At 62.3% G+C, this 24,682-nt stretch carries 25 protein-coding genes and 1 pseudogene; 15 read left to right on the forward strand and 11 right to left on the reverse strand.

The features are described from left to right. The first annotated feature begins 21 nt into the window (after window positions 1–21). The 11 genes from C7450_RS04165 to C7450_RS04215 all read left to right on the forward strand — a co-directional run bounded on the left by C7450_RS04165 (window position 22) and on the right by C7450_RS04215 (window position 10,419). Complete coding sequence (locus tag C7450_RS04165; protein ID WP_110373075.1) at window positions 22–1,005, forward strand: FecCD family ABC transporter permease; 984 nt, start codon at window positions 22–24, stop codon at window positions 1,003–1,005. 77 nt (window positions 1,006–1,082) lie between these two features. Further along, entirely contained in the window at window positions 1,083–2,036 is a 954-nt protein-coding gene (locus tag C7450_RS04170) for a FecCD family ABC transporter permease (RefSeq protein WP_425351147.1), read from the forward strand. 9 nt (window positions 2,037–2,045) lie between these two features. Then, window positions 2,046–2,843, forward strand: a complete 798-nt coding sequence (locus C7450_RS04175; protein ID WP_110373077.1) for an ABC transporter ATP-binding protein — start codon at window positions 2,046–2,048, stop codon at window positions 2,841–2,843. Window positions 2,844–2,937: 94 nt separating this feature from the next. Further along, window positions 2,938–3,723 carry a class I SAM-dependent methyltransferase gene (locus C7450_RS04180; RefSeq protein WP_210206354.1) on the forward strand — a complete coding sequence of 262 codons (786 nt, stop codon included), beginning with the start codon at window positions 2,938–2,940 and terminating at the stop codon, window positions 3,721–3,723. A gap of 189 nt (window positions 3,724–3,912) precedes the next feature. Then, window positions 3,913–4,458: a hypothetical protein gene (locus C7450_RS04185; protein WP_210206355.1), complete on the forward strand. Its 546-nt coding sequence runs from the start codon at window positions 3,913–3,915 to the stop codon at window positions 4,456–4,458. Window positions 4,459–4,463: 5 nt separating this feature from the next. Next, window positions 4,464–5,252, forward strand: coding sequence for a cobalamin-binding protein (locus C7450_RS04190; protein WP_110373079.1), 789 nt, complete (start codon window positions 4,464–4,466; stop codon window positions 5,250–5,252). A 228-nt stretch (window positions 5,253–5,480) separates the two neighbouring features. Then, window positions 5,481–5,894, forward strand: a complete 414-nt coding sequence (locus tag C7450_RS04195; RefSeq protein WP_146227251.1) for a hypothetical protein — start codon at window positions 5,481–5,483, stop codon at window positions 5,892–5,894. Then, entirely contained in the window at window positions 5,894–7,384 is a 1,491-nt protein-coding gene (locus C7450_RS04200) for a c-type cytochrome (protein WP_110373081.1), read from the forward strand. The genes C7450_RS04195 and C7450_RS04200 overlap by 1 nt, the downstream gene beginning before the upstream one ends. An 11-nt stretch (window positions 7,385–7,395) precedes the next feature. Further along, entirely contained in the window at window positions 7,396–8,451 is a 1,056-nt protein-coding gene (locus C7450_RS04205) for a cytochrome C (RefSeq protein ID WP_146227252.1), read from the forward strand. A gap of 185 nt (window positions 8,452–8,636) precedes the next feature. Then, the gene (locus tag C7450_RS04210) at window positions 8,637–9,896 is read left to right on the forward strand and encodes an ATP-binding protein (RefSeq protein ID WP_110373083.1); all 1,260 of its coding nucleotides are present in this window, start codon (window positions 8,637–8,639) and stop codon (window positions 9,894–9,896) included. Beyond that, a complete protein-coding gene (locus C7450_RS04215) occupies window positions 9,886–10,419 on the forward strand; it encodes a response regulator transcription factor (RefSeq protein ID WP_110373084.1) in 534 nt (177 codons plus the stop codon). The genes C7450_RS04210 and C7450_RS04215 overlap by 11 nt, the downstream gene beginning before the upstream one ends. Before the next feature lie 252 nt (window positions 10,420–10,671). Here C7450_RS04215 and C7450_RS04220 read toward each other — a convergent pair whose 3' ends face one another. The 9 genes from C7450_RS04220 to C7450_RS04255 all read right to left on the reverse strand — a co-directional run bounded on the left by C7450_RS04220 (window position 10,672) and on the right by C7450_RS04255 (window position 20,416). Beyond that, a complete protein-coding gene (locus C7450_RS04220; protein ID WP_110373085.1) occupies window positions 10,672–11,613 on the reverse strand; it encodes a 2-hydroxyacid dehydrogenase in 942 nt (313 codons plus the stop codon). Then, on the reverse strand, window positions 11,610–13,277 hold the full coding sequence (locus C7450_RS04225) for a thiamine pyrophosphate-binding protein (protein WP_110373257.1): 1,668 nt from the start codon (window positions 13,275–13,277) through the stop codon (window positions 11,610–11,612). Before C7450_RS04225 ends, C7450_RS04220 begins: the two co-directional genes overlap by 4 nt. A gap of 11 nt (window positions 13,278–13,288) precedes the next feature. After that, window positions 13,289–14,047, reverse strand: a complete 759-nt coding sequence (locus tag C7450_RS04230) for a creatininase family protein (RefSeq protein ID WP_110373086.1) — start codon at window positions 14,045–14,047, stop codon at window positions 13,289–13,291. Continuing rightward, window positions 14,044–14,832, reverse strand: a complete 789-nt coding sequence (locus C7450_RS33845) for an amidohydrolase family protein (protein ID WP_170147034.1) — start codon at window positions 14,830–14,832, stop codon at window positions 14,044–14,046. The genes C7450_RS04230 and C7450_RS33845 overlap by 4 nt, the downstream gene beginning before the upstream one ends. After that, a complete protein-coding gene (locus C7450_RS33850) occupies window positions 14,832–15,632 on the reverse strand; it encodes an amidohydrolase family protein (protein WP_170147035.1) in 801 nt (266 codons plus the stop codon). The genes C7450_RS33845 and C7450_RS33850 overlap by 1 nt, the downstream gene beginning before the upstream one ends. A gap of 22 nt (window positions 15,633–15,654) precedes the next feature. After that, on the reverse strand, window positions 15,655–16,776 hold the full coding sequence (locus C7450_RS04240; RefSeq protein ID WP_110373088.1) for a mandelate racemase/muconate lactonizing enzyme family protein: 1,122 nt from the start codon (window positions 16,774–16,776) through the stop codon (window positions 15,655–15,657). Between the two features lie 226 nt (window positions 16,777–17,002). After that, window positions 17,003–17,890 (reverse strand): ABC transporter permease, encoded by an 888-nt coding sequence (locus tag C7450_RS04245; protein ID WP_110373089.1) that lies wholly within the window; start codon window positions 17,888–17,890, stop codon window positions 17,003–17,005. Window positions 17,891–17,893: 3 nt separating this feature from the next. After that, a complete protein-coding gene (locus C7450_RS04250; RefSeq protein WP_110373090.1) occupies window positions 17,894–18,838 on the reverse strand; it encodes an ABC transporter permease in 945 nt (314 codons plus the stop codon). Between the two features lie 24 nt (window positions 18,839–18,862). Continuing rightward, complete coding sequence (locus C7450_RS04255) at window positions 18,863–20,416, reverse strand: ABC transporter substrate-binding protein (RefSeq protein WP_110373091.1); 1,554 nt, start codon at window positions 20,414–20,416, stop codon at window positions 18,863–18,865. A gap of 288 nt (window positions 20,417–20,704) precedes the next feature. Here C7450_RS04255 and C7450_RS04260 point away from each other — a divergent pair, with 288 nt between their 5' ends. Then, window positions 20,705–21,130 (forward strand): RidA family protein, encoded by a 426-nt coding sequence (locus tag C7450_RS04260; RefSeq protein ID WP_245449464.1) that lies wholly within the window; start codon window positions 20,705–20,707, stop codon window positions 21,128–21,130. Between the two features lie 171 nt (window positions 21,131–21,301). Then, on the forward strand, window positions 21,302–22,243 hold the full coding sequence (locus C7450_RS04265) for a LysR family transcriptional regulator (protein WP_245449465.1): 942 nt from the start codon (window positions 21,302–21,304) through the stop codon (window positions 22,241–22,243). A 22-nt stretch (window positions 22,244–22,265) separates the two neighbouring features. Here the strand turns inward: C7450_RS04265 and C7450_RS04270 are convergent, their stop codons facing one another. Beyond that, window positions 22,266–22,604 (reverse strand): DUF3768 domain-containing protein, encoded by a 339-nt coding sequence (locus C7450_RS04270; RefSeq protein ID WP_170147036.1) that lies wholly within the window; start codon window positions 22,602–22,604, stop codon window positions 22,266–22,268. Between the two features lie 220 nt (window positions 22,605–22,824). Continuing rightward, window positions 22,825–23,121: a site-specific integrase gene (locus tag C7450_RS34425; protein WP_245449466.1), complete on the reverse strand. Its 297-nt coding sequence runs from the start codon at window positions 23,119–23,121 to the stop codon at window positions 22,825–22,827. Between the two features lie 515 nt (window positions 23,122–23,636). Between C7450_RS34425 and C7450_RS33855 the strand changes: the two genes are divergently transcribed. Both C7450_RS33855 and C7450_RS04285 read left to right on the forward strand, forming a co-directional pair. Continuing rightward, entirely contained in the window at window positions 23,637–24,050 is a 414-nt protein-coding gene (locus C7450_RS33855; RefSeq protein WP_170147037.1) for a hypothetical protein, read from the forward strand. Further along, window positions 24,049–24,213 (forward strand): annotated as a pseudogene (locus C7450_RS04285) (integrase core domain-containing protein); the annotation flags it as partial. The gene C7450_RS33855 and the pseudogene C7450_RS04285, both read left to right, overlap by 2 nt. Window positions 24,214–24,682: the final 469 nt, after the last annotated feature.

Here is a 24,682-nt window from a genome sequence, read left to right on the forward strand (position 1 = left end):
CACCCTGCGCGATCGGCGCTGATGATTATTGCCGTCGTCACCACTGCCGCATTCATGATCATCGGCGGCCTGCTCGTCGGGGCAAGACCAGTCACGCCTCAAGGGCTCGTTTCCGCCTTGTTCTGGCCTGATGGAAAGATCGATTCCATCATCGTCTGGATGCTGCGCTTGCCGCGCAGCCTGGCCGCCTTTCTCGGCGGCGCCGGCTTGAGTATCTCCGGCTATCTGCTGCAGACCCTCACGCGCAATCCGCTCGCCGGGCCGGGACTGACCGGCGTGACCACCGGCGCTGTTGCGGCGATCGTGTTCTGCTTCACCTTCGTGCCGTGGCTGTCCTCGCTTTATTACCCGCTGGTCGGCATGACGGGAGGGCTCGGCGCGGCGCTGGTCACGTTCTGGATCGCTCGAGGCAGCACCGGCCGACCGCTCCATCTGGCGCTTGGCGGCATCAGCGTCTCCTTGTTCCTCGGCGCCGTCACCATCTATGTCCTTCTCCTGAGCGGCACGCAGGTCCAATCGATGCTGTTCTGGCTCTCCGGCGGGTTTCAGGGACGAACGTGGATTCAGCTGGCCTACATGGCGCCCTGGGTCGCCGTCGGCTTCATCGGTGCGCTGCTGGCGCACCGTGTCCTCGATCTTCTGACCCTGAGCGAGGACGCCGCGGCCGGCATGGGGCTCCAGCTCAAACTCTGGAAGCCGCTGCTGCTGCTCCTTGCCGTCCTGCCCGTCGCGGGGGTCGTTCCGGTGGCAGGACCGGTCGCCTTCGTCGGATTGGCGACGCCGCATATCGCGCGGCTCCTCAAGCCTGGCGGCCAAGGCTGGACGGTTGCCCTGGCGGCCGCCCTCGGTGGTCTGATGGTCACCGTCGCCGACCTTCTCGCACGCTCGATCGCCGCCCCGCGAGAACTCCCTGTTGGTATCATCACCGCGCTCATCGGCGGTCCTGTATTTATTTATCTGGTACAGGCGCGCAACGTCACCTTCAGGTCGGGCGGCAAGGGATGAGCCATGCTCCGCAAACCGTCTCGCGCGCGCCCGTCTGGTTTGTGCCGACGTCCGTCGCTGTCGCCGTCCTCTCGATCATGCTCGCGGTTTTTATCGGGGTGGTCGACATACCGCCTGCGGATATTCTAGCCGCACTCCAAGGCCACGGCTCCGCCGAGGCAAAGTCGATTATCCTCGATATCCGCCTTCCACGCATCCTGACGGGCATGCTGGCCGGCATCCATTTCGCGGTCGCCGGCCTGATACTCCAGATGATCACCCGCAACCCCCTCGCCGATCCCTCGATCATGGGCGTATCGCAGGGCGCGACGCTTGCCGTATCGCTCTTCCTGCTGCTGACCGTCTATATCGACAATCCCGGCTCAAACACCTTGGCCGAGCTTCCAATCGCGTGGTTGCCCGGCGTTGGGGCTGTCGGAGGATTGGCAGCAGGCGCGGTCATCTATCTGCTGGCTTTCCGCCAAAATCTCGGGCCGCTTCGGATCACCATCTGCGGCATCGCGGTGGGAGCCGTTCTGCACGCCGTCGCGATCGGCCTGATTGCCGGCTGGGGATCGGCGCGGATCGAAATCCTGCTCGAATGGCTCTCCGGCTCACTCTATGCGCGCAGTTGGCGGCATGTGATGTTCCTCCTGCCTTTCACCGTTGTCGGTCTGAGCCTCCTCCCCCTTTTGCGCCGCTCGCTCGACTTGCTGCGTTTCGATGCGCCCGTGGCGCGGTCCTTCGGCCTCGGCTACCGGTTCCATTTTTCCCTTGCGCTTGCATTATCCTGCAGCCTCGCGGCGAGCGCGGTCGGCGTGGTCGGGCCGATCATATTCGTCGGCCTGATCGTTCCCCATCTGGCACGTCTTCTCGCCGGCCGGCGTTTCACCCTTGTGCTCCCATTGACGATCACGCTGGGCATCGTCGTCGTGACGCTGGGTGATCTGGCCGGGAGGGTGCTGGGGCAAGCGGAAGAGGTTCCGATCGGCGTCATCACCGCAATCTTCGGCGTTCCCGTCCTGATCGCGCTCCTTCGCCGGGTTCCGTGAGGTCACACCATGTCGCTCTCCTGCTCCGGCCTGTCCGTGACCTATGGTGCTCGCAAGGCCCTCACCAATTTCAACCTCGCGGTCGCACCAGGCGAGGTTCGCGCGCTGATCGGGCCGAACGGTTCGGGCAAGAGCACCGCGTTGCAAGCGCTTGCCGGCCTCATCAGGCCGGATGAGGGGCGTGCTGACATCGATGGCGCCCCCATCGCCGTCATGTCGCGGCGGGATATCGCGCGTCGATTGGCATTTCTCCCCCAGCAGCCTTCAGCGCCAGACGAAATGACCGTAGGGCAACTCGTCCGGCAGGGCCGGTTCGCCCATGTGGGCTTGTTTCGCAGCTACAGGCCGGAGGATGAAGCCGCGATCGCCTGGGCGCTCGAGAGCACAGGCCTGTCCGATTTCGCCGAGCGTGGCCTCAACGAGCTTTCCGGGGGCGAACGCCAGCGTGCATGGATCTCGGCGGCGCTGGCTCAGGAAGCGCAGACTTTGCTCCTCGACGAGCCGACCTCATTTCTCGATATCGGCTATCAGATCGAGGTGCTCGATCTGGTCCATCGTCTAAGCCGGGACAGGGGCGTGAGCATCGTCATGGCGATCCACGACCTCAACCAGGCGATGTCGATATGCGACCGGATCTCGCTTCTCAATCACGGCATGTTGGCGTTCGATGGAGAGCCACGGGATCTGGCGGCCACAGGCTTGATCGAAGAGGTCTTTCGCGTGAAAGGACAATTCGTGCAGATAGCGCCGCACGCGCCGCCGCATTTCGATGTGGAACTGGCGCGTTGGACGTCGCCGCCGTCCTGAGAAGGGCGACCGACAAGAATGATCAAAGCCTCGCGGCTCAGGCGGCGAGATGCATCTGCGGGAAGGACGAGGAATGGTAGCCGACGATCAAATCATGGCTCTGCTGGATCGGTGGGATCGTCAGCAGGAAGGCTACATCAAGCAGCGGGAAGAGCGTTTCGAAGTCATGTTCGACGTGCTCCAATCAGCGCTTGGCGACGCCTTCACGGTTGTCGACGCGGCATGCGGGCCAGGGTCCCTCAGCCGGCGGCTGCTCGCACGTTTTCCGCAAGCCAAGGTCATTGCCGTCGACGCGGATGTGATGCTGCTGGAAATGGCACGGGTGGCTCTCGCCCCCGACGGCGCAAGGGCGCGCGTCGTCGAGGCGGATCTCGCCGACGCCTCCTGGTGCGAGCGTGTTCTTGAAGCCGCCGCGTCGCTGAACGCTGACCGGCCGGCCGCCCTGGTCTCGACCACAGCCCTGCATTGGCTATCCCCAGGCGCTTTGGCCGAATTCTACGGTGCGGCGGGCGAACTCGTGCAGCCGGGCGGAATTGTGATGAACGGGGACCATATGCGGTTCGACAGCCGCTGGCCCACCCTCGCCAAGGTGGCGATGGCGACACGCCAGCGCATAGAGCGCGAGGCCGTCGCCAATGGCGAGGATGACTGGGCAACCTGGTGGGCGCGCGCCGCCGCTATACCCCGCCTCGCCGCGCTGAAGGAACAGCGCGATGCCTTCTATGCCTCGCGGGGGCAAAAGCGTGCGACGAGCGGTGAGGATTGCTCGGTGGATTTCCATCTGGCCGCGATGCGCCATGCTGGTTTCACGGAGGTGGGTACAGCCTGGCAGCAATTCGACAACTTTGTTGTCTTCGGACGGCGGCCGGGCGGAGCTTAACTTCAACGGAGCCACGCGCCCGTGACAGATCTGCCAATCCACGTTGAACGTTCTCCATCGCATCCTGGCCTGGATTTGGCTATGTTTGTAGCCGGTTCGGCATCGTGAAAGCTCCGTGATCACGGGCGTCCAAGCCGGCCCGTGGGTGAGCCGGACGAGTTTACAGAGGTTCAGATGGGATCGGCTCAGTTGCAGACCCGGATTGGCGGATTGGGCGGCGCTGCGTGGATCGCCTTCATCGCGGCGGTGAGCGTTGCCTTCAGTATGGCGTTGGCCTGCGCCATTCCCTTTGCCGCGATTGCAACGATCGCGGGAACACGGATGCCCGTCGTTGGTGCGATCGTTCTGACGGGCGCCGCGTGGCTCGCGAACCAGCTCGTCGGCTATCTCATTCTAGGCTATCCGATCACATGGGACAGCTTGGCATGGGGAGCCATGATCGGCATCTCGGCCCTGGCGGCAACGGGCGTGGTCGTCGCCGTCAAGAATGGGGCGCCCTCAACGTTCGCCGCACTCACCGGCGGGTTCGTCGCCGCCTTTGCCACCTACGAAGCCGTGTTATACGGCGCGACCGCGTTCCTGCCGTCCGGAGATGCGGCCTTTTCATTCGCGGTTGTCATCGGGATTGCCTGGACGAATATCCTCGCGCTGACAGGTCTCCTCGTCCTCCATCGACTGGCGATCGCAATTGGGCTGTTGGCTCCTCTCAGACCTCAGCCCGCCGGTTACGCCTGAAGGCAATGGCCGGACATTTTCCGCCCCGACGGATCGTTTGCCTGACCGAGGAGACGGTCGAAACGCTTTATCTGCTTGGGGAGCAGGAGCGGATCGTCGGCGTTTCCGGCTATGCGGTGCGCCCACCCCAGGTGCGCCGCGAGAAGCCGCGGGTTTCGGCCTTCACATCGGCCGACATTGCAAAGATCATGGCGCTTGAACCGGATCTGGTTCTTACTTTTTCTGACCTTCAGGCCGACATCGCCGCGGAATTGATCCGGGCCGGCATCGCGGTCCATGCCTTCAATCAGCGCGACATCGCCGGCATCCTTGCCATGATCCGGACGGTTGGCGCTCTCGTCGGCGTGACCGAGAAAGCGCATGCTTTGGCCTCAGGTTACGAGGCGCGGCTACGTGGCATCGCGGCATCGGCTCGCGGATTGCCGAGACCGAAGGTCTATTGCGAGGAATGGGATGATCCGCTGATCGGCGGCATAGGCTGGGTGTCGGAATTGGTCGGGATCGCCGGCGGTGATGACGTCTTTGCCGACAAGGCCAAGGCGAAGGCTGCCAAAGATCGCGTCATCCAGCCGCAGGAGGTCGTAGCGGCGGCGCCCGACGTCATCCTGGCGTCGTGGTGTGGAAAGAAGGTGGTCTCCGCGCGGATCAGAGGCCGTCCGGGATGGGACACGATCCCGGCAGTCCGCAACAATCGCATCGTCGAGATCAAATCTCCCCTGATCCTGCAGCCCGGCCCTGCCGCTCTGACGGACGGACTGGACGCGATTGTTGCCGCCCTTCGGGCAAGCATCTGATTGTGGGGATCGCTCTTACCGTCCGACGGGCCACCGCCCGCCGGAGCGCCCAGTCTTGAGGAGGCGTCGGCTTTGTTGATTGGGCTGGCGCGGGGCGTGCATGCCGCGTGCGGAATGGCCCGTGCCCCATGCCGATCGCGACCTCCCTTGGACCGATTGTCCAATCCCGGATCGCTCTGACAGTCTCTAATTGTCGCCGGCGACATGTTTACGAGGGATCCGTGGGCGATGAAGACACTTGGACAGTGGCTTTCTGAGAAGAGTTACAGAAGCACGGTGGTCAATTTAGTGATGTTGACAGGCGTCCTTGCTATGTCTCAGAGTTCCGAACTTTTCATGGCAGTTGGCGGAGGAGCGATTGCAATCGCATCGTTTTACTTTCTCCTTCGCGCCATCGCGTTGACAGCTCGGACAAAGAGATTTGTCAATCCGTATCAGCTTTCTCTGACCTGGATCCCGGGTTTACTTGCGATCGTCCTGGCAATGACTGGGCTCTATCTCGTCATCAGCGCCGAGCCGTTCAGCATGGGTTATTGTCTTGGGGTGATCTTGTTCGCCTGTGAACTGGCGATGCTCACCATCGCTGGAGTCGATCTCGACGATTCTGCAAGCAAATCGTCCCGAATCATAGAGGTCGTCTAATGGATTTTCCTGTCTTTCACCTCGACTTCTTCGGTAATCGCTGGCTGATCGCGACAATCGCCATCTTGCATGTCTTGGTCAATCATGGCCTGGCCGTCGGCATGATGCCGTTGGTCGCGGCTATGGAATGGTATGGTCAGAAGAAGCAGGACCCGCGCTGGGACAGGCTTGCCTACAAGATTCTATTCTTCTGCTTCCTGATCACGACGACGATTGGCGCGCTCACCGGCGTCGGCATCTGGTTATCGGTATCGCTGGTCAATCCCTATTCGATAGCGAGCCTGATCCGTGTGTTCTTCTGGGCGTGGTTCACGGAGTGGTTGGTCTTCATCACAGAGGTCTGCCTGATTCTCGCCTACACGCTGACGTGGAAGAAGTGGAGCAATCAGGGCCCGGAGAAGAAGAAGCAGCACATCCGGCTCGGCTTTGCGCTGGCGTTCTTCTCCTGGGTGACGATGGCCATCATCGTCGCAATCCTCGGCTTTATGATGGATCCCGGAAACTGGCTGACGGATCACAGTTTTTGGACGGGTGTGATGAACCCGCTCTACATCCCGCAGCTCGCCTTCCGCACGCCGCTCGCGGCCGCCATGGCCGGCATCATCGCGCTGTTCCTGATCCTTTTCTTCACGAAGAGACAGGATGGCTTCCGACACGAGGCCTTGCGGGCGGTCGCCCTTTGGACGCTCGCCTTCGCCCCGTTCGTGCTCGCCGCTGGCTGGTGGTACTACACCTCCGTTCCTGACGCGATGAAGGACAACCTCGGCGTTTCCCTGGCGACGCTCGCGTTCGCCGACTGGCAAACCAAGTTCCTCCAGATCGCCGTCGTCACCGTCGTCACCATCCTGCTGGTCGTCCAGTTTGCGATCTCGCGGCCGAACCTGCTGCCGAAGGTGGCGCTGGTCGTGCCGTTCTTTGCCATCCTGTGGATGACGGGGCATTTCGAGCGGGTGCGTGAGTTCATCCGCAAGCCCTATGTGATCGGTCAGTACATGTATGCCAACGGCATGCGGGTCGACGACTACGCCCTGCTGCAGCGCGACGGCGTCCTTACCTACGCGACCTATTCGAATCCTCTGACCGAGGCTGAGAAAGCCGGGCTGCCGGAGAGACTGTCGGAACCGGAGCGGACGGCGCGGCTGGAAACGATCCAGAAGGGCAAGGACGTCTTCATGGATACCTGCTCACGTTGCCATACCGGCCATGGAGTGAACAGCATCACCAGCCATCTCCAGCGGATGTTCGGTGACAAGCCTTGGACGCCGGAGCTGACCGCGGGCTACATCGAGGGCATGCACTATGCCCAGCCCTATATGCCGCCGTTCCCCGGCAGCAAGGCAGAGCTGCAACTCTTGGGCGCCTATCTCGAACATCTCCAGCACAATAAGGCGCCAATCCCAGGCGCGCAGTCGGCGGGCGTCATCGTGCATGACGAGAATGCGGGTCGCATCGCGACGAAGACCAACCAGACAGAGGCGGCCGCCCGATGAATGAGATTCCCGTGCCCAGAGATATCCCTCTGCCAATGCCAGCACCTGAACCAGTGTTGATCGGCGTGCTGATAATCTTCTTCCTGATGCATATCGTCTTCGTGAATTTTATGGTGGGCGGCGCCTTCCTGACCCTCTGGTACCAACTACGCGGCCTGAAGGAGAAGCGCTACGACGATCTTGCCTATGAAATCGCCGCGACGATCACCGCTAACAAGTCGATTGCGGTCGTGCTCGGCGTCGGACCGCTGCTCGCGATCAACACGCTCTATACTGTCTATTTCTACACCGCCAATGCGCTCACTGGCGCCTTTTGGATCAGTATCATCCCGCTGGTCATCGTCGCCTTCGTATTGACCTACATCCATAAATATCTCTGGCATCAGATGGAACGGATGAAATGGCTCCACATCGGCTTGGCGATTGTGGTCAGCCTGCTTTTTCTGTTCATTCCGCTGATCTTCCTTACCAACATCAACCTGATGCTGTTCCCGGAGAAATGGGGCACGATTCGTGGCTTCTTCTCGGCGCTGATGCTTCCCAACGTCTTCTCGCGCTACGCCCACTTCATCCTGGCTTGTCCGGCCATGACCGGTCTGTTGATGGTCTGGCTGTTCCGCCGAAAGAACGAGGCGGAAATCGCCGCAACCGGCTTCGAACGCGTTGAACTGATCCGCAAGGGCTATCAGTGGGCCTTCTGGCCGACCGCCGCGCAGTTCGTCATCGGCCCCCTCGCGCTTCTGACGCTTCCCGAGACGCAGGAGTCCATCCATTCCGTCATTGCCGTCTTCGGTGTCGCCATCCTCGTTTCGATGGGCATGGCGCATCTGATGTTCACCGAGACAAGGCGCCCGGCCGAGACAATCGGCAAGAGCTTTGCGCCCATCTGCGCGCTGATGCTTGTGGTCGTAGGATTGATGGGCGCGGGCCGCCATCTCTACCGGGAAGCTGCCGTGGCCCCCCATCGCGAACTCGTCCGCGCCAAGACGGAGGACTACATGCGCAAGGTTGAGGAGGCCAATCGGGAGGCGGCGGCGAAAGGTGGCGATGTGAGGACTTCACAATGATCCCTGGTTCGCTGGATTGGGGCGAGCCGCGCGGCATCTGGAACGTTCTTCGCGCCTTCCGCGCCTGGGTCAAGCGGTCCATCTGGCTCTGGATCGCTACCAGACGATCAAAGGCATCACCACAATGACGTTGATCTCGGCGCCTCTGATCTATCTGTATCTTTTAAGCTGAACTGGCACGATCTTTGAGTACTCCAGACAAGACCAACAAGAAGAATCTCGCTCTACTGATCCAACTGCGCTGGCTGGCCGTTGGCGGTCAGGTGGTGACGATCCTCGTCGTGCATGACTGGCTCGGGATCACGCTGCCGCTCATCACGATGGCAGGGGTGATCCTGTTTCTGGTCGGGCTCAACATCGTGAGCCTGATGCGACTTCGAAATCAATCCGAGGTCAGCAACACAGAGCTATTTCTCGAGCTTCTGCTTGATGTCGCGGCGCTGACAGTTCAGCTCTATTTGAGCGGTGGCGCCTCTAACCCGTTCGTCTCACTCTACCTGCTTCAGGTCATCCTCGGCGCGGTGCTGCTGGAGGCAGGATCGACATGGGCGCTCGTCGTGATCACCAGCGCCTGCTTCATTTGGTTGACGACAAACTACCGCGAGATCGCGATGCCGCACAATCACGGGCCAGATCTCTTCGACTTGCACATCCAGGGGATGTTCATCTGCTTCGTGCTGGCCGCGAGTCTGCTCGTCCTGTTCGTCACGCGCATCCAGCGCAATCTTCGCATCCGCGACGCGCAATCGGCAGAGGAGGATCACATCGTCAGGATGGGTCTTCTGGCTTCCGGCGCCGCCCATGAACTCGGCACGCCGCTGTCGACCGTCTCGGTCATTCTGAGCGACTGGCAGCGGATGCCGATGTTCAAAGCCGATCCGGAGCTTATCGAGGATCTCTCCGACATGCTTGGCCAGCTCGACCGCTGCAAGGCGATTGTCTCAGACATCCTGACGTCGTCGGGCGCGACACGCGGCGAAGGAACGGTGCGCACCACCGTGAACGCCTTCCTCGACGCGTTGGTCGAGGAATGGCGCGCGGGCCGCCCGGCTTTGGCGGTCGACTACACCAACCTCTTCAGACCGGATACGCCCATCGTCTCGGACACTGCGCTTAAGCAGGTCATCTTCAACATCTTCGACAATGCCTGGGAGGCCTCTCCTGAATGGATCGGCGTCGCCGTTGTCCGGCGCGGCGATGAGCTGGTGATCACGGTGAGTGATGCCGGTCCTGGCTTTGACGGGGAGATACTGGCCGAGTTTGGCAAGCCTTATCGATCAGGCAAGAAACGCCCCGGCGGCGGTCTCGGTCTTTACCTCGTCGTCAACGTGCTGCGCAAGCTCGGCGGCACGGTCACGCCGAAGAACGGCAAGACAGGCGGCGCGTCCGTCACTCTCAAGCTGCCGCTCGCTTCCCTGTCTCCGGGAGGCTTCGATGGGCTCTAGACCTTCGCTGATGATCATCGAGGATGATGCAACCTTCGCCCGGGCGCTGCGCCGTTCCTTCGAGCGTCGCAACTATGACGTGCATCTGTGCGACGGGCTGGAAGGAATGCGGTCGATCCTGGCAGGCGGCTCACCCGGCTATGCGGTTGTGGACCTGAAGCTGCCTGGAGGCTCGGGACTCGAATGCGTGAGAGAACTCCATCGGCATGATCCCGCGATGAAAATCGTGATACTGACCGGCTTCGCCAGCATCATCACCGCCGTCGAGGCGATCAAGCTCGGTGCGTGCCATTATCTGCCGAAGCCCTCGAATACCAATGACATCATAGCGGCCTTTGAGAAAATTGACGGTGACACATCCGTTCCCCTGACGATGAGGCAGACCTCGATCAAGAATCTCGAGTGGGAACGTATCCACGAAACGCTTGTCGACGCTGAGTTCAACATTTCCGAAACGGCCCGCCGTCTTGGCATGCACAGGCGAACACTGGCGAGGAAGCTCTATAAATGGCGGGTGAAATAACCCCCCTCTTCAGTTATGAGCAATAGCGATACTGAAATGCCCTTGTATAGGCCACCTCCGGCGTCTTGAAACACCCAATGTCGGTCCCCGCGAAGCCGGCTGCAGGCCGGTGGTTTCCTCCCTTTGAGGGTAAAAGGGCCTTCTTTGGAAAACTCCATTTTCCCAGTCCGTTTTCCAATTCGGCGCCCGTCTAGGCGTTTGATGTCGCGCCTATGACATTGTCCCTCCAACTGCGCGAAAGACGATGCTAGTCTAGTATCCTGCTGCACGATCCACCAGATGCAGAAAGGGCTCGCCCGCTTCGCCGCGCCGGATATTCTCCGCCAGCACCCGGGCTGCGGTTTCCGGTCGCGTCGCCGCCGCGATATGCGGTGTGACGGTCACCTTCGAATGGTGCCAGAACGGATGCTCCGGCGGCAGCGGCTCCTCACGGAAGGCATCGAGGGTGGCATGGCCGACCCGACCTTCATCAAGCGCTGCAATCAGTGCCGAATCCTCGATCAACCCGCCGCGCCCCGGGTTGATGAGCACTACGCCGGGCCGCGCGCGCGCCAGAACTCCCGCCCCGATCAGCCCCTCGGTCGCGGGCGTGAGCGGCAGGAGCAGCACGAGGATTTCGGCCTGCGAAACCAGCGCATCCAGTCCGGCCGTCCCGTCCAGACAGGTGATGCCCGCCAGGCTCCGACAGCGGCGGCTCCAGCCCGTCACCCGAAACCCGAGACTGGCGAGGGCTCCTGCACAGGCCGCGCCCAACTCGCCGAGGCCAAGGACCCCGACACTCCGGTCGGCCGCCAGCGGCGGAACCTCCCTGCCACGCCAGATGCCGTCCTGACCCAGAACATGGCGGTCCATGCCCAGATGATGGCGCAGCACATGCCCAGTCACATACTCTACCATCCCCGTGACCAGGGAGGTATCGACCATGCGGCACAGTGGTTGGGTCAGACTAGGATCGGTGACGATGCCCTCCACCCCGGCCCAGAGGTTAAGCACCGCCCGGGCGCGGGTGAAGGTGGAGAAATCAACCCGCGCGGCGGTGGGCGCGTAGAGAATGTAATCCACCTCCTCTGGTGTTTCGGCGCCGAAACGCAGCTCCGCCTTGATGCCGCGCTCTGCCAGGGCCGCCAGGACAGGCGCTCGCCAGGCCTCCCACCTTTGTTGGTCGGCGAGAAAGGCGAGGACGGGGCGCCTCATGTCGTCGGCTCGGGGAAATCGGCGGCATGGGACTGCACGCGCGGATCGAGCAGACAATGCAGCAGTGCCGGACGCCCGGCGACCAGAGCCGCCTCCATCGCGGCCATGAACTCCTCTAGCGTCTCGACCCGCCAGGCAGCCGCACCGCAGGCACGCGCGAGTCCGGCGAAATCCGGGCTCTGCATCTGCAGCCCCTCCGCGCCATCGGGATAGTCGCGGGCCTGGTGCATGCGGATGGTGCCGTATTGCCCATTGTCCACTACGATCACCACGATGGCTGCGCCGTATTGCACGGCGGTGGTCAGTTCTTGGCCGTTCATCAGAAAGCAGCCGTCGCCTGCCCAAGCGATGACCGGACGATCGGGATGTATCAGCCGGGCCATGACCGCCGCCGGAACTCCGTAGCCCATGGTGCCGCAGACCGGCGCAAGCTGTGTGCCGTAACGGCGGAAGTCGTGGTGGCGATGGATCCAGCCGGCGTAGTTGCCCGCTCCATTGCAGATGATCGCATCCTCGGGCAGGCGCTCGGAGAGCCAGCGCACCGCCTCGCCGAGCTGGAACCGGCCCGGCAGTTTCCGCGGCGCCGTGCTATGGGCGCGGGCCGCGGCATGCAGCCTGGCTGCGCGCTCCGGATCGGCTGCTGGCGGCACCTCGAGATCGGACAGCGCACGCACGAATTCGACCGGCCCGGCCTGGATCGCCAGCTCCGGCTGATAGACCCGGCCCAGTTCCTCCGCGCCGGGATGGACATGCACGAGGCGTTGATGCGGAACCGGCACCTCCAGCAGGCTGTAGGAGGCCGAGGGCATTTCGGAGAGCCGCCCGCCGATCAGCGCGATCAGATCCGCCTCGCGCACCGCATCCGAGAGATGACGCGCCGCGCCGATACCCAGATCCCCGGCATGCATGGGATGGTCGACGGGCAGCAGCATGGCACGGCGGAAGGAGGTCGCGACCGGCAGACCGGCCCGCGCGGCGAAATCCGCGAAGCCGGCACAGGCTTCCTCGCTCCAGCCCGAACCGCCGAGAATTGCCAGCGGCCTGCGTGCGGAGCCGAGCAGCGCGGCAAACGCTGTCATATCTTCGCGGCGCGGCGCGGCGCGCGCCGGCTCTATCCGGGCGGCATCCGGCGCATGGGTGATCTGCGGCAGGACATTCTCCGGCAGGACCAGAACCACCGGCCCCGGCCGTCCCTGCATCGCTACACGGAAGGCGCGGGTGACGAATTCGACGACACGGGAGGGATCGTCGATCTCCGCCACCCATTTCGCCATGCTGCCGAACATCGCCTTGTAATCGACCTCCTGGAATGCCTCGCGCTCACGCATGCCGGTCTCGATCTGACCAATGAAAAGGATCATTGGAGTCGAATCCTGCATGGCGACATGCACTCCCCCTGAGGCATTGCTCGCTCCCGGCCCACGGGTGACGAAGCAGATACCGGGCCGGCCGGTCAGTTTGCCCTCTGCCTCCGCCATATAGGCTGCGCCGCCCTCGTTGCGGCAGGTGATGGTGCGGATCCCGCTACCATGCAGCGCTGCCAGCACAGCCAAGTAGCTTTCGCCAGGCACGCAGGTTACGCGCTCGACCCCTTGAATCCGCAACTGGTCGACGATGGCTCTCGCGACATTGCGGCTGGGGTTGGCGCCCGTCGGTCTGTGCATGTCCTGCATGCTCACCCCCTGTGAAAGCTGCGCAGCACCGCGGCCACCTCTTCGATCACCGCCTCGATGGCGGCAGCTCCGGCCTCCGCATCGGCATGGCGGGAATCGTCGCTGACCCCGGCAAGACCGACGCTGTTGCCCGGGCGCTGGATGAAGACGCGATTGCGCAACTCCTGATGCTGGGGCGCATCCTCGCGCACGGAGGAGCGCCGGTTCATCCGGACACGCTCCGGCTCGATCGCCAGCATCACCGAAGTCTCGAAATCACCGGCATGTCCCGGCACGCGGGTGATCTGCGGCGCGGTCCTGTCGAGCGTTTCACGCAGCCGGTTCCAGGCCGGTGTCCAATAGGAGGCGGCACCGATGGTGATGCCCAGCTCGCGCGCGAGGTCCCGGGCGGTGATGCGGATCGCCTCGTCATTGCCGCCATGGGCGTTCAGGATGAACACCTTGCGAAAGCCGCACCGGGCCAACGAATCCACCAGGTCCTTCAGCACCGCGATCAAGGTTTCGCTGCGCAGCGAGAGCGTGGGCCAGGGGAAATGATGATGAGAATTGCCATAGGGCAACACCGGGCAGGCGAGGATCGGGAGTTCCGTCGCCAGCAGGCGGCAGGCGCCTTCGGTGATATGACTGCCGATGCGCCAGTCGGTGTGCAGCGGCAGGTGGTCGCCATGCTGTTCTGTGGCCGAGATCGTCAGAACCGCCACCCCTTCTGGCGCGATAGCCGCGACTTCCTCTCGTGTGAGATCCCCCATCCAGATACTCATGCCAACATCTCCCCGATGCCGAAGATGCGTTTCGCATTCAACCCGAGGACCTTCGTCTTCTCCTCGCGCGTCAGATCGGCATAAAGCACATTGCCAAGCTGCGTCGCCGCGTCGCGGAAGGGGATGTCGCTGCCATAGACCACGCGATCGGCGCCGACGCCCCGCACCGCGCGCTCCACTACGCCAAGGAACTGCACGGGGCCGGTGAGGTCGATGATCACGTTCGGATGCTCGTTCACCATGGCGAAGGAACGCTCCAGCCCTTTGTCGAAGGCAAGGTGGCCGAGCAGGATGGTGACATCGGGATATTCGTCGGCCAGCCGGCCAAAGACTTCGAGGCTGTCGCCGCCGGAATAGGTGTGCGACAGCAGCGGCAGCTTGCGTTCCTGGGCGAATTCCCAGACCGGGCGGTAGTTCGGCCCGTCGAGCGGATAGTCGTCATGCAGTTCGGGATGTACCTTCAGCGCCTTGAACCCCATGCCGTCGATGCAGCGCTCCATCTCGGCGCGCACCTCGCCGGGGAAATTCGGATTGATGGTGCAATAGCCCACGATCCGTTCGGGATAGAGGCGCATCGCCTCGGCCACCTTGTCGTTGCCGAACCGGAAATCCGAGAAGATCCCCGCGTGATGGGTGACGCAGGCGATGTCGATGCCGAGCGCATCCATCCCGGTGACCATGCCATGCACGTCGTTGAACGGGATCTGGAAGTTGCGGAAATGCCCCATGTGACAATGCATGTCGATGATGAGATCGAAGTCGCTGGGATAGGTCTTGTTGCGCATCAGATTCGTCCCTCTTGTTGCGCCCGTTCGGCGGCGGCCGCCAGCAGGGCGGTCAGGTTGGATCCGGCGATCGCGGTGCGATCCGTTTCCGCAACCAGTGCGCGGTCGACATGGAAATGCGCGGCCCCCATGCCGAGTGTCGGCGTGTTCGAACCGAAGACCAGTTGCCGGCTGCCGAAGAACTCGGTGAAATGCTCCAGCCCGCGATGGACGAAATAGCCTGCCGTCTGGACGTGCAGGTTGGGGAAGCGGCGCAGCAGCGGATAGAGGCTGCGGTTGTTGCGCGCCTGCACCCCGATCAGGATTACCGGCAGGTTGGGATGGTTCTCGCAGATCGAGAAGATGTCGCGGAATGGCGGCTGTTCGCGGCGGAACAGCACGAAATCCAGCAAGAGCGGGATCCGCGCGGCCTCCAACGCGTCGAGCATTTCGCCAATGCACCATTCGGCCAGCTCGAAGCGATGCGAATTGGCGGGAAAGTTCGGAAAGATCCGCGCGGCCTTGACGCCGAGGCGCTGCATCTCGGCCACGGTGTCCTGGGGATGTGGCACCTCGCCGGTGTGATGGGGCAGCATGACCCAGCAGGGTTCCAGCCGGTCGCGATGCGGCGCCAGTGCCTTTATCAGCATCGCATTGCCCTCGTTCGGATGATACTCCCAAGCCATGGTGTGGAAGACCAGCGCCTTCCCGACGCCGATCCGATCCATGTTCGCCAGCAGGGTCTCCGGGGAGATGTCATGCCCGCCGAGATTCTTCGTTCCCGCGGATCGCCCGATCCGCGTGTCGCAGTCGAAATACATTGCCGTCATCTCCTCGCTGCTTTTATTCGCTTGCATCTCGGCGCATGTCGCGCAGGGCATCGGGGTCCAGTGTCACGCCAAGCCCCGGGCCGGTCAGCGCATGGACATGACCGTTTCGCACCGGGATGGTTTCGCGGATGATGTCGCGCGCGTGATAGAGCGCGCCGCAGACATCGCCGGGGCAGTCGAAATCCTGCACGCTGAGCCCGAGGTGGATCTGCGCCGCCGTTCCGATCCCCAGTTCGGGCATGCTGCCGATGGTCGCATCCGTGCCGAATGCCCTGGCCATGCGGAAGATGGTCCCGGCGTTGTAGATGCCGCCGCTCTCGCTGACATAGACGTTCAGGATATCGGCCGCCCCGGCCCGCAGCGCGAGGGCGGCATCTTCCGGTGACCAGATGCTCTCGTCGAGCATGATCGGGGTCGAAACTTGGCTGCGCAGCAGGGCCATGTCGGCCAGACGCTCGGGTGCCATGGGCTGCTCAACGCTGTGGATGCCGAATTCCTCCAGCGCCCGGATCGAGGCTGCTGCCACCGCAGGCGAGCGCCAGGCCATGTTCGCATCCACCCGGATCGCGATGTCGTCGCCGATCGCCGCACGGATCGCGGCCAGCGCCGCACGGTCGCGGTCGCGGCCCTGCCCGACCTTGATCTTGATGGTCCGGAACCCTTTCGCGACCATCGCCGCCGCGCTTTCGGCCATAGCCTCGGGATCGTCCATGTAGATCGAGATCGACAGCGGGACGCTGTCGCGCATCCGCCCGCCCAACAGATTGAAAACTGGCGTGTCGAGATGCTTGCCCTGTATGTCCCACAGTGCCATCTCGATCGCCGCCTTGGCGGTGTTCGACCCGCGTGAGAAGCGGATGACCTCTTCCATCCGCGCCAGCGCCCTAGGGATGTCGAAGGCCGAAAGCCCGAGGATGGTGGGGGCGAGGATGTGGTTCACCTCGTAACAGGCGCGACCGCCCATCCCGTCCCAGAGCATGGAGATCTCGCCCAGGCCCTCGATTCCGCAGGCGGTGCGCACCAGCACGAGGCCATAGTCGAAGCCCATGCTCTGCCCCAGCGCACTGCGCCGCGGGCGGGAGGGTTCCGAGCGGATGGGAATGGCCTCGACAGAGGCGATAACGAGCTGGCTCATTGAGACGCTCCGGTTGGATTTGCGGAAAGGAGATGGCACCTGGCCCAATGGGCCGGACCGGGATCGCTGCGCGCTGGCGCAGCCTTGCGGCAGATCCCGGTCGCGACCGGGTTGCCACACAGATCGCCGCTGTCAGGTTCGAAATGCCGCATGATCGACAGCGCTGTCACGCTCTTGCCACGGCCCGATTCTCCGGGATGGAAATGAGAGTGTCCATGATCCGGCCCTACCTGCGGGAGATGTTGTGGGGGTCGAGAACGTCGCGCAGACCGTCGCCCATGAGGTTGAGGGCCATCACCACCACGAGGATGCACAGGCCCGGGAAGGCCGTCTGCCACCAGGCCTCCTGCATGACGATCACGCCCTCGCTGAGGATATTGCCCCAACTCGGGTATTGCGGCGGTGTGCCTGCCCCGAGGAAGCTGAGCGAGGCCTCGACAATGATCGACTGCGCGAAGATGAAAGTCAGCTGGACGATCAGGGGCGCGGTGCAATTGGGCAGGATGTTGAGAAACATGACGCGCAGCGGATGCGCACCCATAACCTCCATAGCCTCGACATAGGTGCGCTCGCGCTCGACCAGGGCGGAGGCGCGCACCACCCGCGCGATCAGCGGCGTATAGACGACGCAGAGCGCGGCCACGACATTGCCCTTGCTGGGCCCCAGCGTGGCGACGATCGAGATCGCGAGCAAGATCTCGGGGAAGGCCATCAGCCCGTCGACCATCCGCATGATGATGTTGTCGAGCTTACGGTAATAGGCGGAGAGGATGCCGAGGACGACGCCCATGAGCGCGCTCAGGATCACCACCAGCACCGCCACGCTCATCGAGATGCGACTGCCGTGGATGACCCGGCTCAGTATGTCGCGGCCATATTCGTCGGTGCCCATCCAATGGCCCGGACCTGGCGGCAGCAGCCGATTGACGACATCGATCATCTGCGGATTCTTCGGCGCCAGCCAGGGTGCAAAAAGTGCCGTAAGGGCGAAGAGCACGACCACGCCGCCTCCGATTGGCACGAAGGGATTGCGGCGGACCAGCCGCAGGAAGCGGGAACCTTTGCTGCGCGGGCGGGCCAGGGCGGCGAGCGCCTGCTGGGTTGGGTCGGACATGGTTTATCTCAGGCGGACGACGGGGTTGATCGCCGCATAGAGCAGGTCAACAACCAGATTGATGAGGACGAAGATCACGGTGATCATCAGGATCGCGCCCTGGATCACCTCGTAGTCGCGGCGCAGCACCGCATTGACGATCAGCTGGCCGACCCCGGGGATGTTGAACACCGCCTCGGTTATGGTGGAGCCGCTGATCATGATCGTGAGTGAGAGACCGATCGAGGTGAGGATCGGGATCAAGGCATTGCGTAGCGCATGGATGAGGATCACCCGCCAGCGCGACGTGCCCTTGGCGCGCGCCGTGCGGATGTAGTTCTGCGTCATCACCTCCAGCATGGCGCTACGCGTCATCCGCGCGATCAGCGCCGACTGGATGAAGCCCAGCGTCGATGCGGGTAGGATCATGTAGCGCAGATGTGCCCAGGGATCCTCGGTCATCGGCACATAGCCTCCGGCCGGCAGCCAGCCCAGCTGGACCGCGAAGAAACGAATCACCAAAAGCCCCAGCCAGAAACTGGGGATCGAGACCCCAACGAGCACTGTTGCCGAGAAGAGGTGATCCGGCCAGTGCCCGCGCTTCATCGCCGCAAGGATACCGAAGGGAATGGCGATCACGATCGCCACCGCCTGGGCGAGCAGCGTCAGGCTGACCGTGGGCGCGAGGTGCTGGAGGAAAGCCTCGGTCACCGGGATCTTCAGAAAGACCGAATCCCCAAAATCCCCCTGCAGCAGATCGCTGGAGTAGCGGAAAAACTGCACAATCAGGGGCGCGTTCAACCCCATCCGGTCACGCAGTTCCCAGACCTCCTCCTCGGTCGCCGTGTCGCCGAGGATGACACGCGCCGGATCCCCCGGCGTCAGATGGGTCAGCAGGAAGGAAACGAGCAGAACGACAAGAAAGACAGGGACCACCGAGAAGGTCCGCTTCAGGACATAGGCGAGCATGCTCGTCTCCTCCTTATGCTGCCATCAGCGCGAGAGTGACACGTTCCAGAAATGCAGGTCGAAGAAGAAGTCGAACCCCTTCACCTGCTGACCGGAAGCGGCAAGCGCGAACATGTCGCCAAGCTTCACCGTCGGAACATCCGCCCGATAGAGCGCCTGAACCTCGTGGAAGAGCGCCGCAGCCGCCGCGCGATCCACCGTCGCGGCCAGACGGTCGAGCCGCGCATCCACCTCAGCATTGGCATAGCCACCGGGATAGCCCTTGCGCGAATCCACGAAGGTGATCTGCGTCGGATGGGCGTAGATCCCGGCGAAGGTGAAGAAGATGTCCCAGGCCGAAGCATTGCGCCGCTTCTCCAGCAACGTCGGCCAGTCATAGACCTCCAGCTTCACATTCATGCCAATCATCATCAGCTGTTGCTGGATGACGAGGGACGCGCGATAGAGATACTGATATTCGCGCGAGGTCAGGATGACGACCGGCTGCCCGGCATAGCCCGCCGCCTTCAGATCCGCCTTCGCTCCTTCCGGATCCTTAAGGTTCATCAATTCGGCGCCGGCATCGGAATGCCACAGCGTCTGCTCGCGGAACATCAGGCCTGGATCGATGCGATAGAAATCCGGTCGCGCCGCTGAGGCCAGCATGATCGAGTCGAGATCGAGCGCCTTGTTCGCCGCCTTGCGGATCGCAGGATTGGAAAAGACCCCGCGGCCACAGTTAAAGAACATGATGTTCTGGCGGCTGGGCTTGCCGATATAGGTGGTGATGCCGGGAATCGCGGCGATCGTCTTGAAATTGTCCGGCGGCACGTCATCGACGAAATCGTATTCGCCCGATTGGAGCCCCGCGATCCGCGAGGGCGCATTGGTGACGAAATCGAAGCGGATCTCGGCGATCAGCGCCTCCTTGCGGCCGCCGAGCCCACTGGGGGGGGCCTCGAGCGCGACGTAGTCGGCGAAGCGCTCCAGTGTGACATACTGATCCTTCTGCCAGCTCTGCAGCCGGTAGGGGCCCGTGCCGATGAAGCTGGTGATCTCGTTCTTGCCGGCGGCTCTCGCCACGGCGGCGGGCATGATCGCCGCCGCCTGGGTCGGCGAGGCCAGTGCCTCCAGCAGCGCGCTCGACGCTGCGGTCGCGGTAATGGTCAGGCTGCGCTCATCGACTGCGGTGATCGCGGTCACATCGGCGAAGGCGCTCTTGCCCACCGTCGAGAGGCCGCGCCAGCGTTCGAGCGAGGCGACGGCGTCCATCGCAGTCACCGGGCTTCCGTCATGGAAACGCAAACCAGGACGCAGCGTGACGCTGGTGGTCAGACCGTCCTCGCTGGTCGACCAAGTCTCGGCCAGCATCGGCGCCAGATTATAGTCCGCATTGTAGGTGAGCAGCGTCTCGTAGATGTGGCAGCCGATCTGCCGGGTCACCACGGCGGTGGTGAAATGAGGATCGAGGGAGGGCAGGTTAACTGCAAGCGCCACGGAGAGCCTGTCCGCAGCCGCGCTTTGTGCAAAGGCGCTGTTTCCTCCAAGCGCCATGGCGCCGCCAATGCCGAAGAACTTCATCAACTCTCTTCTGTTCATATCTTTCTCCTCTAGGTTGCGGCGCCTTCGCCTCTTCTTTTGTGATCGTCGTACTGCCACCCTCGCGGGATACGCAGCTGATGCAAGGCAGCCGAATGTCCTGGCAACATCAATTTGTCGTATTGTTATTGGACGGCGTTTTTAAATCATCGCGCGTCTTCGATTGATGGAGCGAAGATTTTCTGCTGTATCAGGGTGAACAGAAACAGCAGTTGCGCCAAATGGGCGCCATCCAGAAAGAAGGTCGTACCCGGGATAATCGCCAGCCGCCTCGCCAGTATCGGTATAGTGTTTCCCCCGCCGGTTCCGCCCGCCTGCAACTATCTGCCAGTGGTGGTCCACCGAGAGACGGCATGGGTCAGCGATCAGGTCGCCAAGGTGGATGGGGAACTGCGCGTCTTCGGCAAGGTCGGCGCCGATCTCGACATCGCGATCGCCCGCGAACAGGCGCGGACTTGCATCTTGCAAGGATTGGCGCAGCTCAGTGCCGCGCTTGGCTCGCTCGATCGTGTTGAACGGATACTTGAGGTGATGGGCTTCGTCGTATCCGCGCCTGGTTTCGGCCGCCAGCCGCAAGTGATTGACGGCGCCTCCGAACGGCTGGTGGACATATTCGGCGAGGCTGGGCGACATGCGCGCTCTGCCCTCGGCATCAGCGAATTGCCGCGAAACGCCCCAGTGGAGATCGAGATGGTGGTGGCGAGGCGTCCCTGAGCGGCCCCATGTCGATGGTCGAGCGTCTCCGCGCGTTGCGTCGGAACCGCCGGGTTCCAGACAGGCTGATTTATGGGAACTTCCGGCTGGGCGTTCATGGAAACCTTGCGCTGCTTGTCTCTCCGGTGCATTGAAGCAGAAGAATCCAGAGCGGAAAATTAGAATGAAATGATGATTGATTCGGAAAATACGAATGTCGGTTTGCGCCATCTCCAGGCAGCGGTGACGATCCGCGACGAAGGTTCCTTTGTGCGTGCGGCGGAAGTTCTGAACGTGGCACCCTCCGCCCTCACGGAGACGATCCGCCAACTCGAGAGCTTTGCGGGTCTGCCGCTATTCGATCGCGCAACGCGCCCCGTCTCTCCCACGGTCGAGGCCGTTGGCTTCATCAACGAAGCGGCCGAACTGCTGCTGCGTTTCGACAGAATTATGACCGATCTGCGCCGATTCGGGAGTTTGCAACGTGGCTTCGTTCGTGTCGGGCTGGCACCCTCGCTGGTGCTGCACCTGCTTTCCCCGGCTCTCGCCGCCTTTCGCGCGGAGCATCCGCAGATCGAGATCGAGATCCATGACGACTCGGTCGACAAGATGGCAGAGATGGTGCGCGACAGCATCATCGACTTGGGGATCGTGGCACGCGGCCAGTCGGACCCGACACTCGAGGAGGAACTGCTCTTCAGCGATCGTTTCGGCCTGGTCTGCCACCGTGACCATCCGCTGGCGCGGCACCCCGGGCCGATCACCTTCGACGATCTCGATCCGGCCCATATCATCTCGCTCAAGCCCCATACCGGGATCTCACGCTTGCTGAAACAATATCCGAACCTGCCGGATTGCCTGCAATCGGGAATGGTCCAGACCAACAGCACGATATCGCTACTCACGCTGGTCTCGCGCAACAACGGAATAGCCCTTATGCCGCAATTGGCTATGGACGTGATCCAGTCCGGCAATCTTGTCTTCCGCGACATCGAGGGTTTCGATCTGAAGCACAGCTTCTTCGTGCTATCACGGCGGCGCGGCCAGACTACCGCCGCTGCCGCGCGGTTCCTGTTCCACCTCCGTCAGGCGCTGCAGAATCTGGCAAACCTCCCCGTGGATCTGCCTCGCTGACACATGCCGACTTATGCCGGAATCAGTCTGGAATGAATGGCGGCGAGGGCGCGTAGGGGGAGAGTGGCGATATGCCGGCAGACCGCGGTGCGGATGCGACGTCGATCTTGAACATCACGGTATGTTCGCCGACCTCGATGATGCCGAAGTCGTGGAGGTTGTCGGAATCATTTTCCGCGGAAAACCCGTCATAGGTTCTCACCGCATTGAGAATGGAGGCGATGGCGTTGTCGCTGAGGCAAGTGATGCCGAGGGATAATAGGACACGGCCACCCACATGGAAGCGGCGCAGGGCATCGTTGAGGCGGCGTGTGCGGGCTTCATGGGCACGAGGATCGTTGATGGAAAGAGGATCGTTCATGGACATAGCCTTGAAGTGACAAAACCGCATGCGTCATCGCGCGCCGAACCGAAGGTCCGTTGTTTGAGAACGTGCGTGTTTTTTGGGAGGGGGAAGGAACGAGAAGCGGCCGGTCGTGTCAGCGGCGTCCGGGCCGTGCGATCCGCCGAAATCTGGGATGACAAGCAAACGCAATGATCCCGACGCCGCTCATGATGCCGGGTTGAGACAGGGCAAACGATCAGAGCAAAGCGACGAGCTTGCGCTGGGCGTCGGTGTCACCATCGATATAGCGTTGCGTGGTCTCGATCGAGCGATGTCCGGCCAGCACCTGGACATCCCGCAGGCTGCAGCCGGCACGATGGAGATTGCGCGCGGCCTGGGTGATGAAGCTGCGGCGTCCCGAATGGGACGAGCAGCCGACCAGGCCTAGCTCCCGGTAGAGGCTCACAAAAAAATTGACGACGCTGTTCGGCCGCAGCGCTCCGCCACGGCGCGAGATGATCACGGGACCATAGAGGATCCCGATAGGCTTCAAATCGTGCAAAGCCCGGCGCAGATCTGGATGAAGAAGCTCTCGATCGACACCGGTCCCGTGGGCGCTCCGTCGTCGAATTGTATAATACCGAGCGACCGTAGTCCTCCTTCCATGAGGTGATGGCGCTGCGGGCTTGGGTGACCAAGGAAGGTCGAGCCCAGACGAGCTGGATCGGCTTCGAGAGGCATCTATCCTGCGGCGCCTCTACCGGGCCGCTGTCGGACGACGTGAACGACATAGACAGATGGGTGTTATGAAACAGGATTGTAAACGATTTTACTGGATACCAACACACCCGGCCGGACACATCCGGACAGGCGACCTGCAAAAATCCGTTGTTCCTCAACGGATTCTGAAGGACGCCGGACCGCGTTGGATGACGGTATCGCGTCCCGGTAGGGAATCGCATTCCGAGCCACGCCCGGCTCGGCGGACAAGCCGTTCGACTCGTCAGAGCGGAGATGAGCTGATTAGGCCCGGGCTATTGGCAACGACGCGCAGCGTAACGGCATCGCATGACGCAGAGCCTGGACGACCTTGAAGACAACCGAGTTCCTGAGCGTTGTATCTGTCGCATCCAGCTTGCGCTCGACCATTACTCGCTCGGCCAGTTCCCGCGTGGTCATCTCACCATCGACCTGCAGGTGACGCAGGCAAATGTCGGCGATCTCGCGCTTCTTGAAGAAGCCATGGCTGCCCATATAGCGGGCCCGTTGGTGAGCGGGATCAGTAAACAATCGGATCGATGCATTGATATGGGCAAGGTCATGCTTCGCCTGCGCGATCTGTGCCTGATACGCCGTGATCCGCCCATGGATCTCGGCGCGCTTGTCCTTCAGCGATTGGATGACAAACAGTCCTGCTATGCGTTAAACATCTGGTATCAATCGGTCCGGAGCAATCCAAATCTTGGTGCAATTGCTGCCTAAGACCGAATGCCTCAATGCCCGCTGGTTCATGAGCCTTCCCGATGCCCGGGAGAAAGTGGAGGCTTGGCGTAGAGACTACAACGAGCTACGACCTCATAGTGCGATCGGGAACAAGCCACCGATATCGCTCGTCGATCGGCCGCCGGCACGCAGCCCACGGTGACCGTTTTACCCCCTGGGAGCGGCCAGCAGGCCGGTCCAGCATCGGGGACAGGCTCAAAGCACTACCATACATTAGATTAAAACCGGGCCACCTGCTGGGGGCAGGCCACTACCATTTGAATGGGCCAAGAAAAACGGCTTGAGCACTACACGGATAGTGATGGCTGAATTCGGTTGTATGCGGATCTGGCCAGAATGCAGCGCCTATTTGACCGATGTGATGGACGCCACGGACAAGTATCATGCTCGCCGCGCATTTAAGCGTTTCGCGAAGACGAGTGGGATGGCATGGATTACGAGTTGCCCGCAAGTCTTAGTCCCGGGCGGTTCTGTTGTCTCACAGAACAGGGTAAGGAAAGAAAAACTCCGCGCAACAGCGAACTTATGAAACTCCTCAAGAAGCGCATGTGACACTGAGACTGCGTTCCCCCATAACTCGGGAGCGCTCAACCCCCTTTAATTTAAGCACC

The sequence above is a fragment of the Chelatococcus asaccharovorans genome (genome assembly GCF_003201475.1).
Lineage (GTDB): Bacteria > Pseudomonadota > Alphaproteobacteria > Rhizobiales > Beijerinckiaceae > Chelatococcus > Chelatococcus asaccharovorans.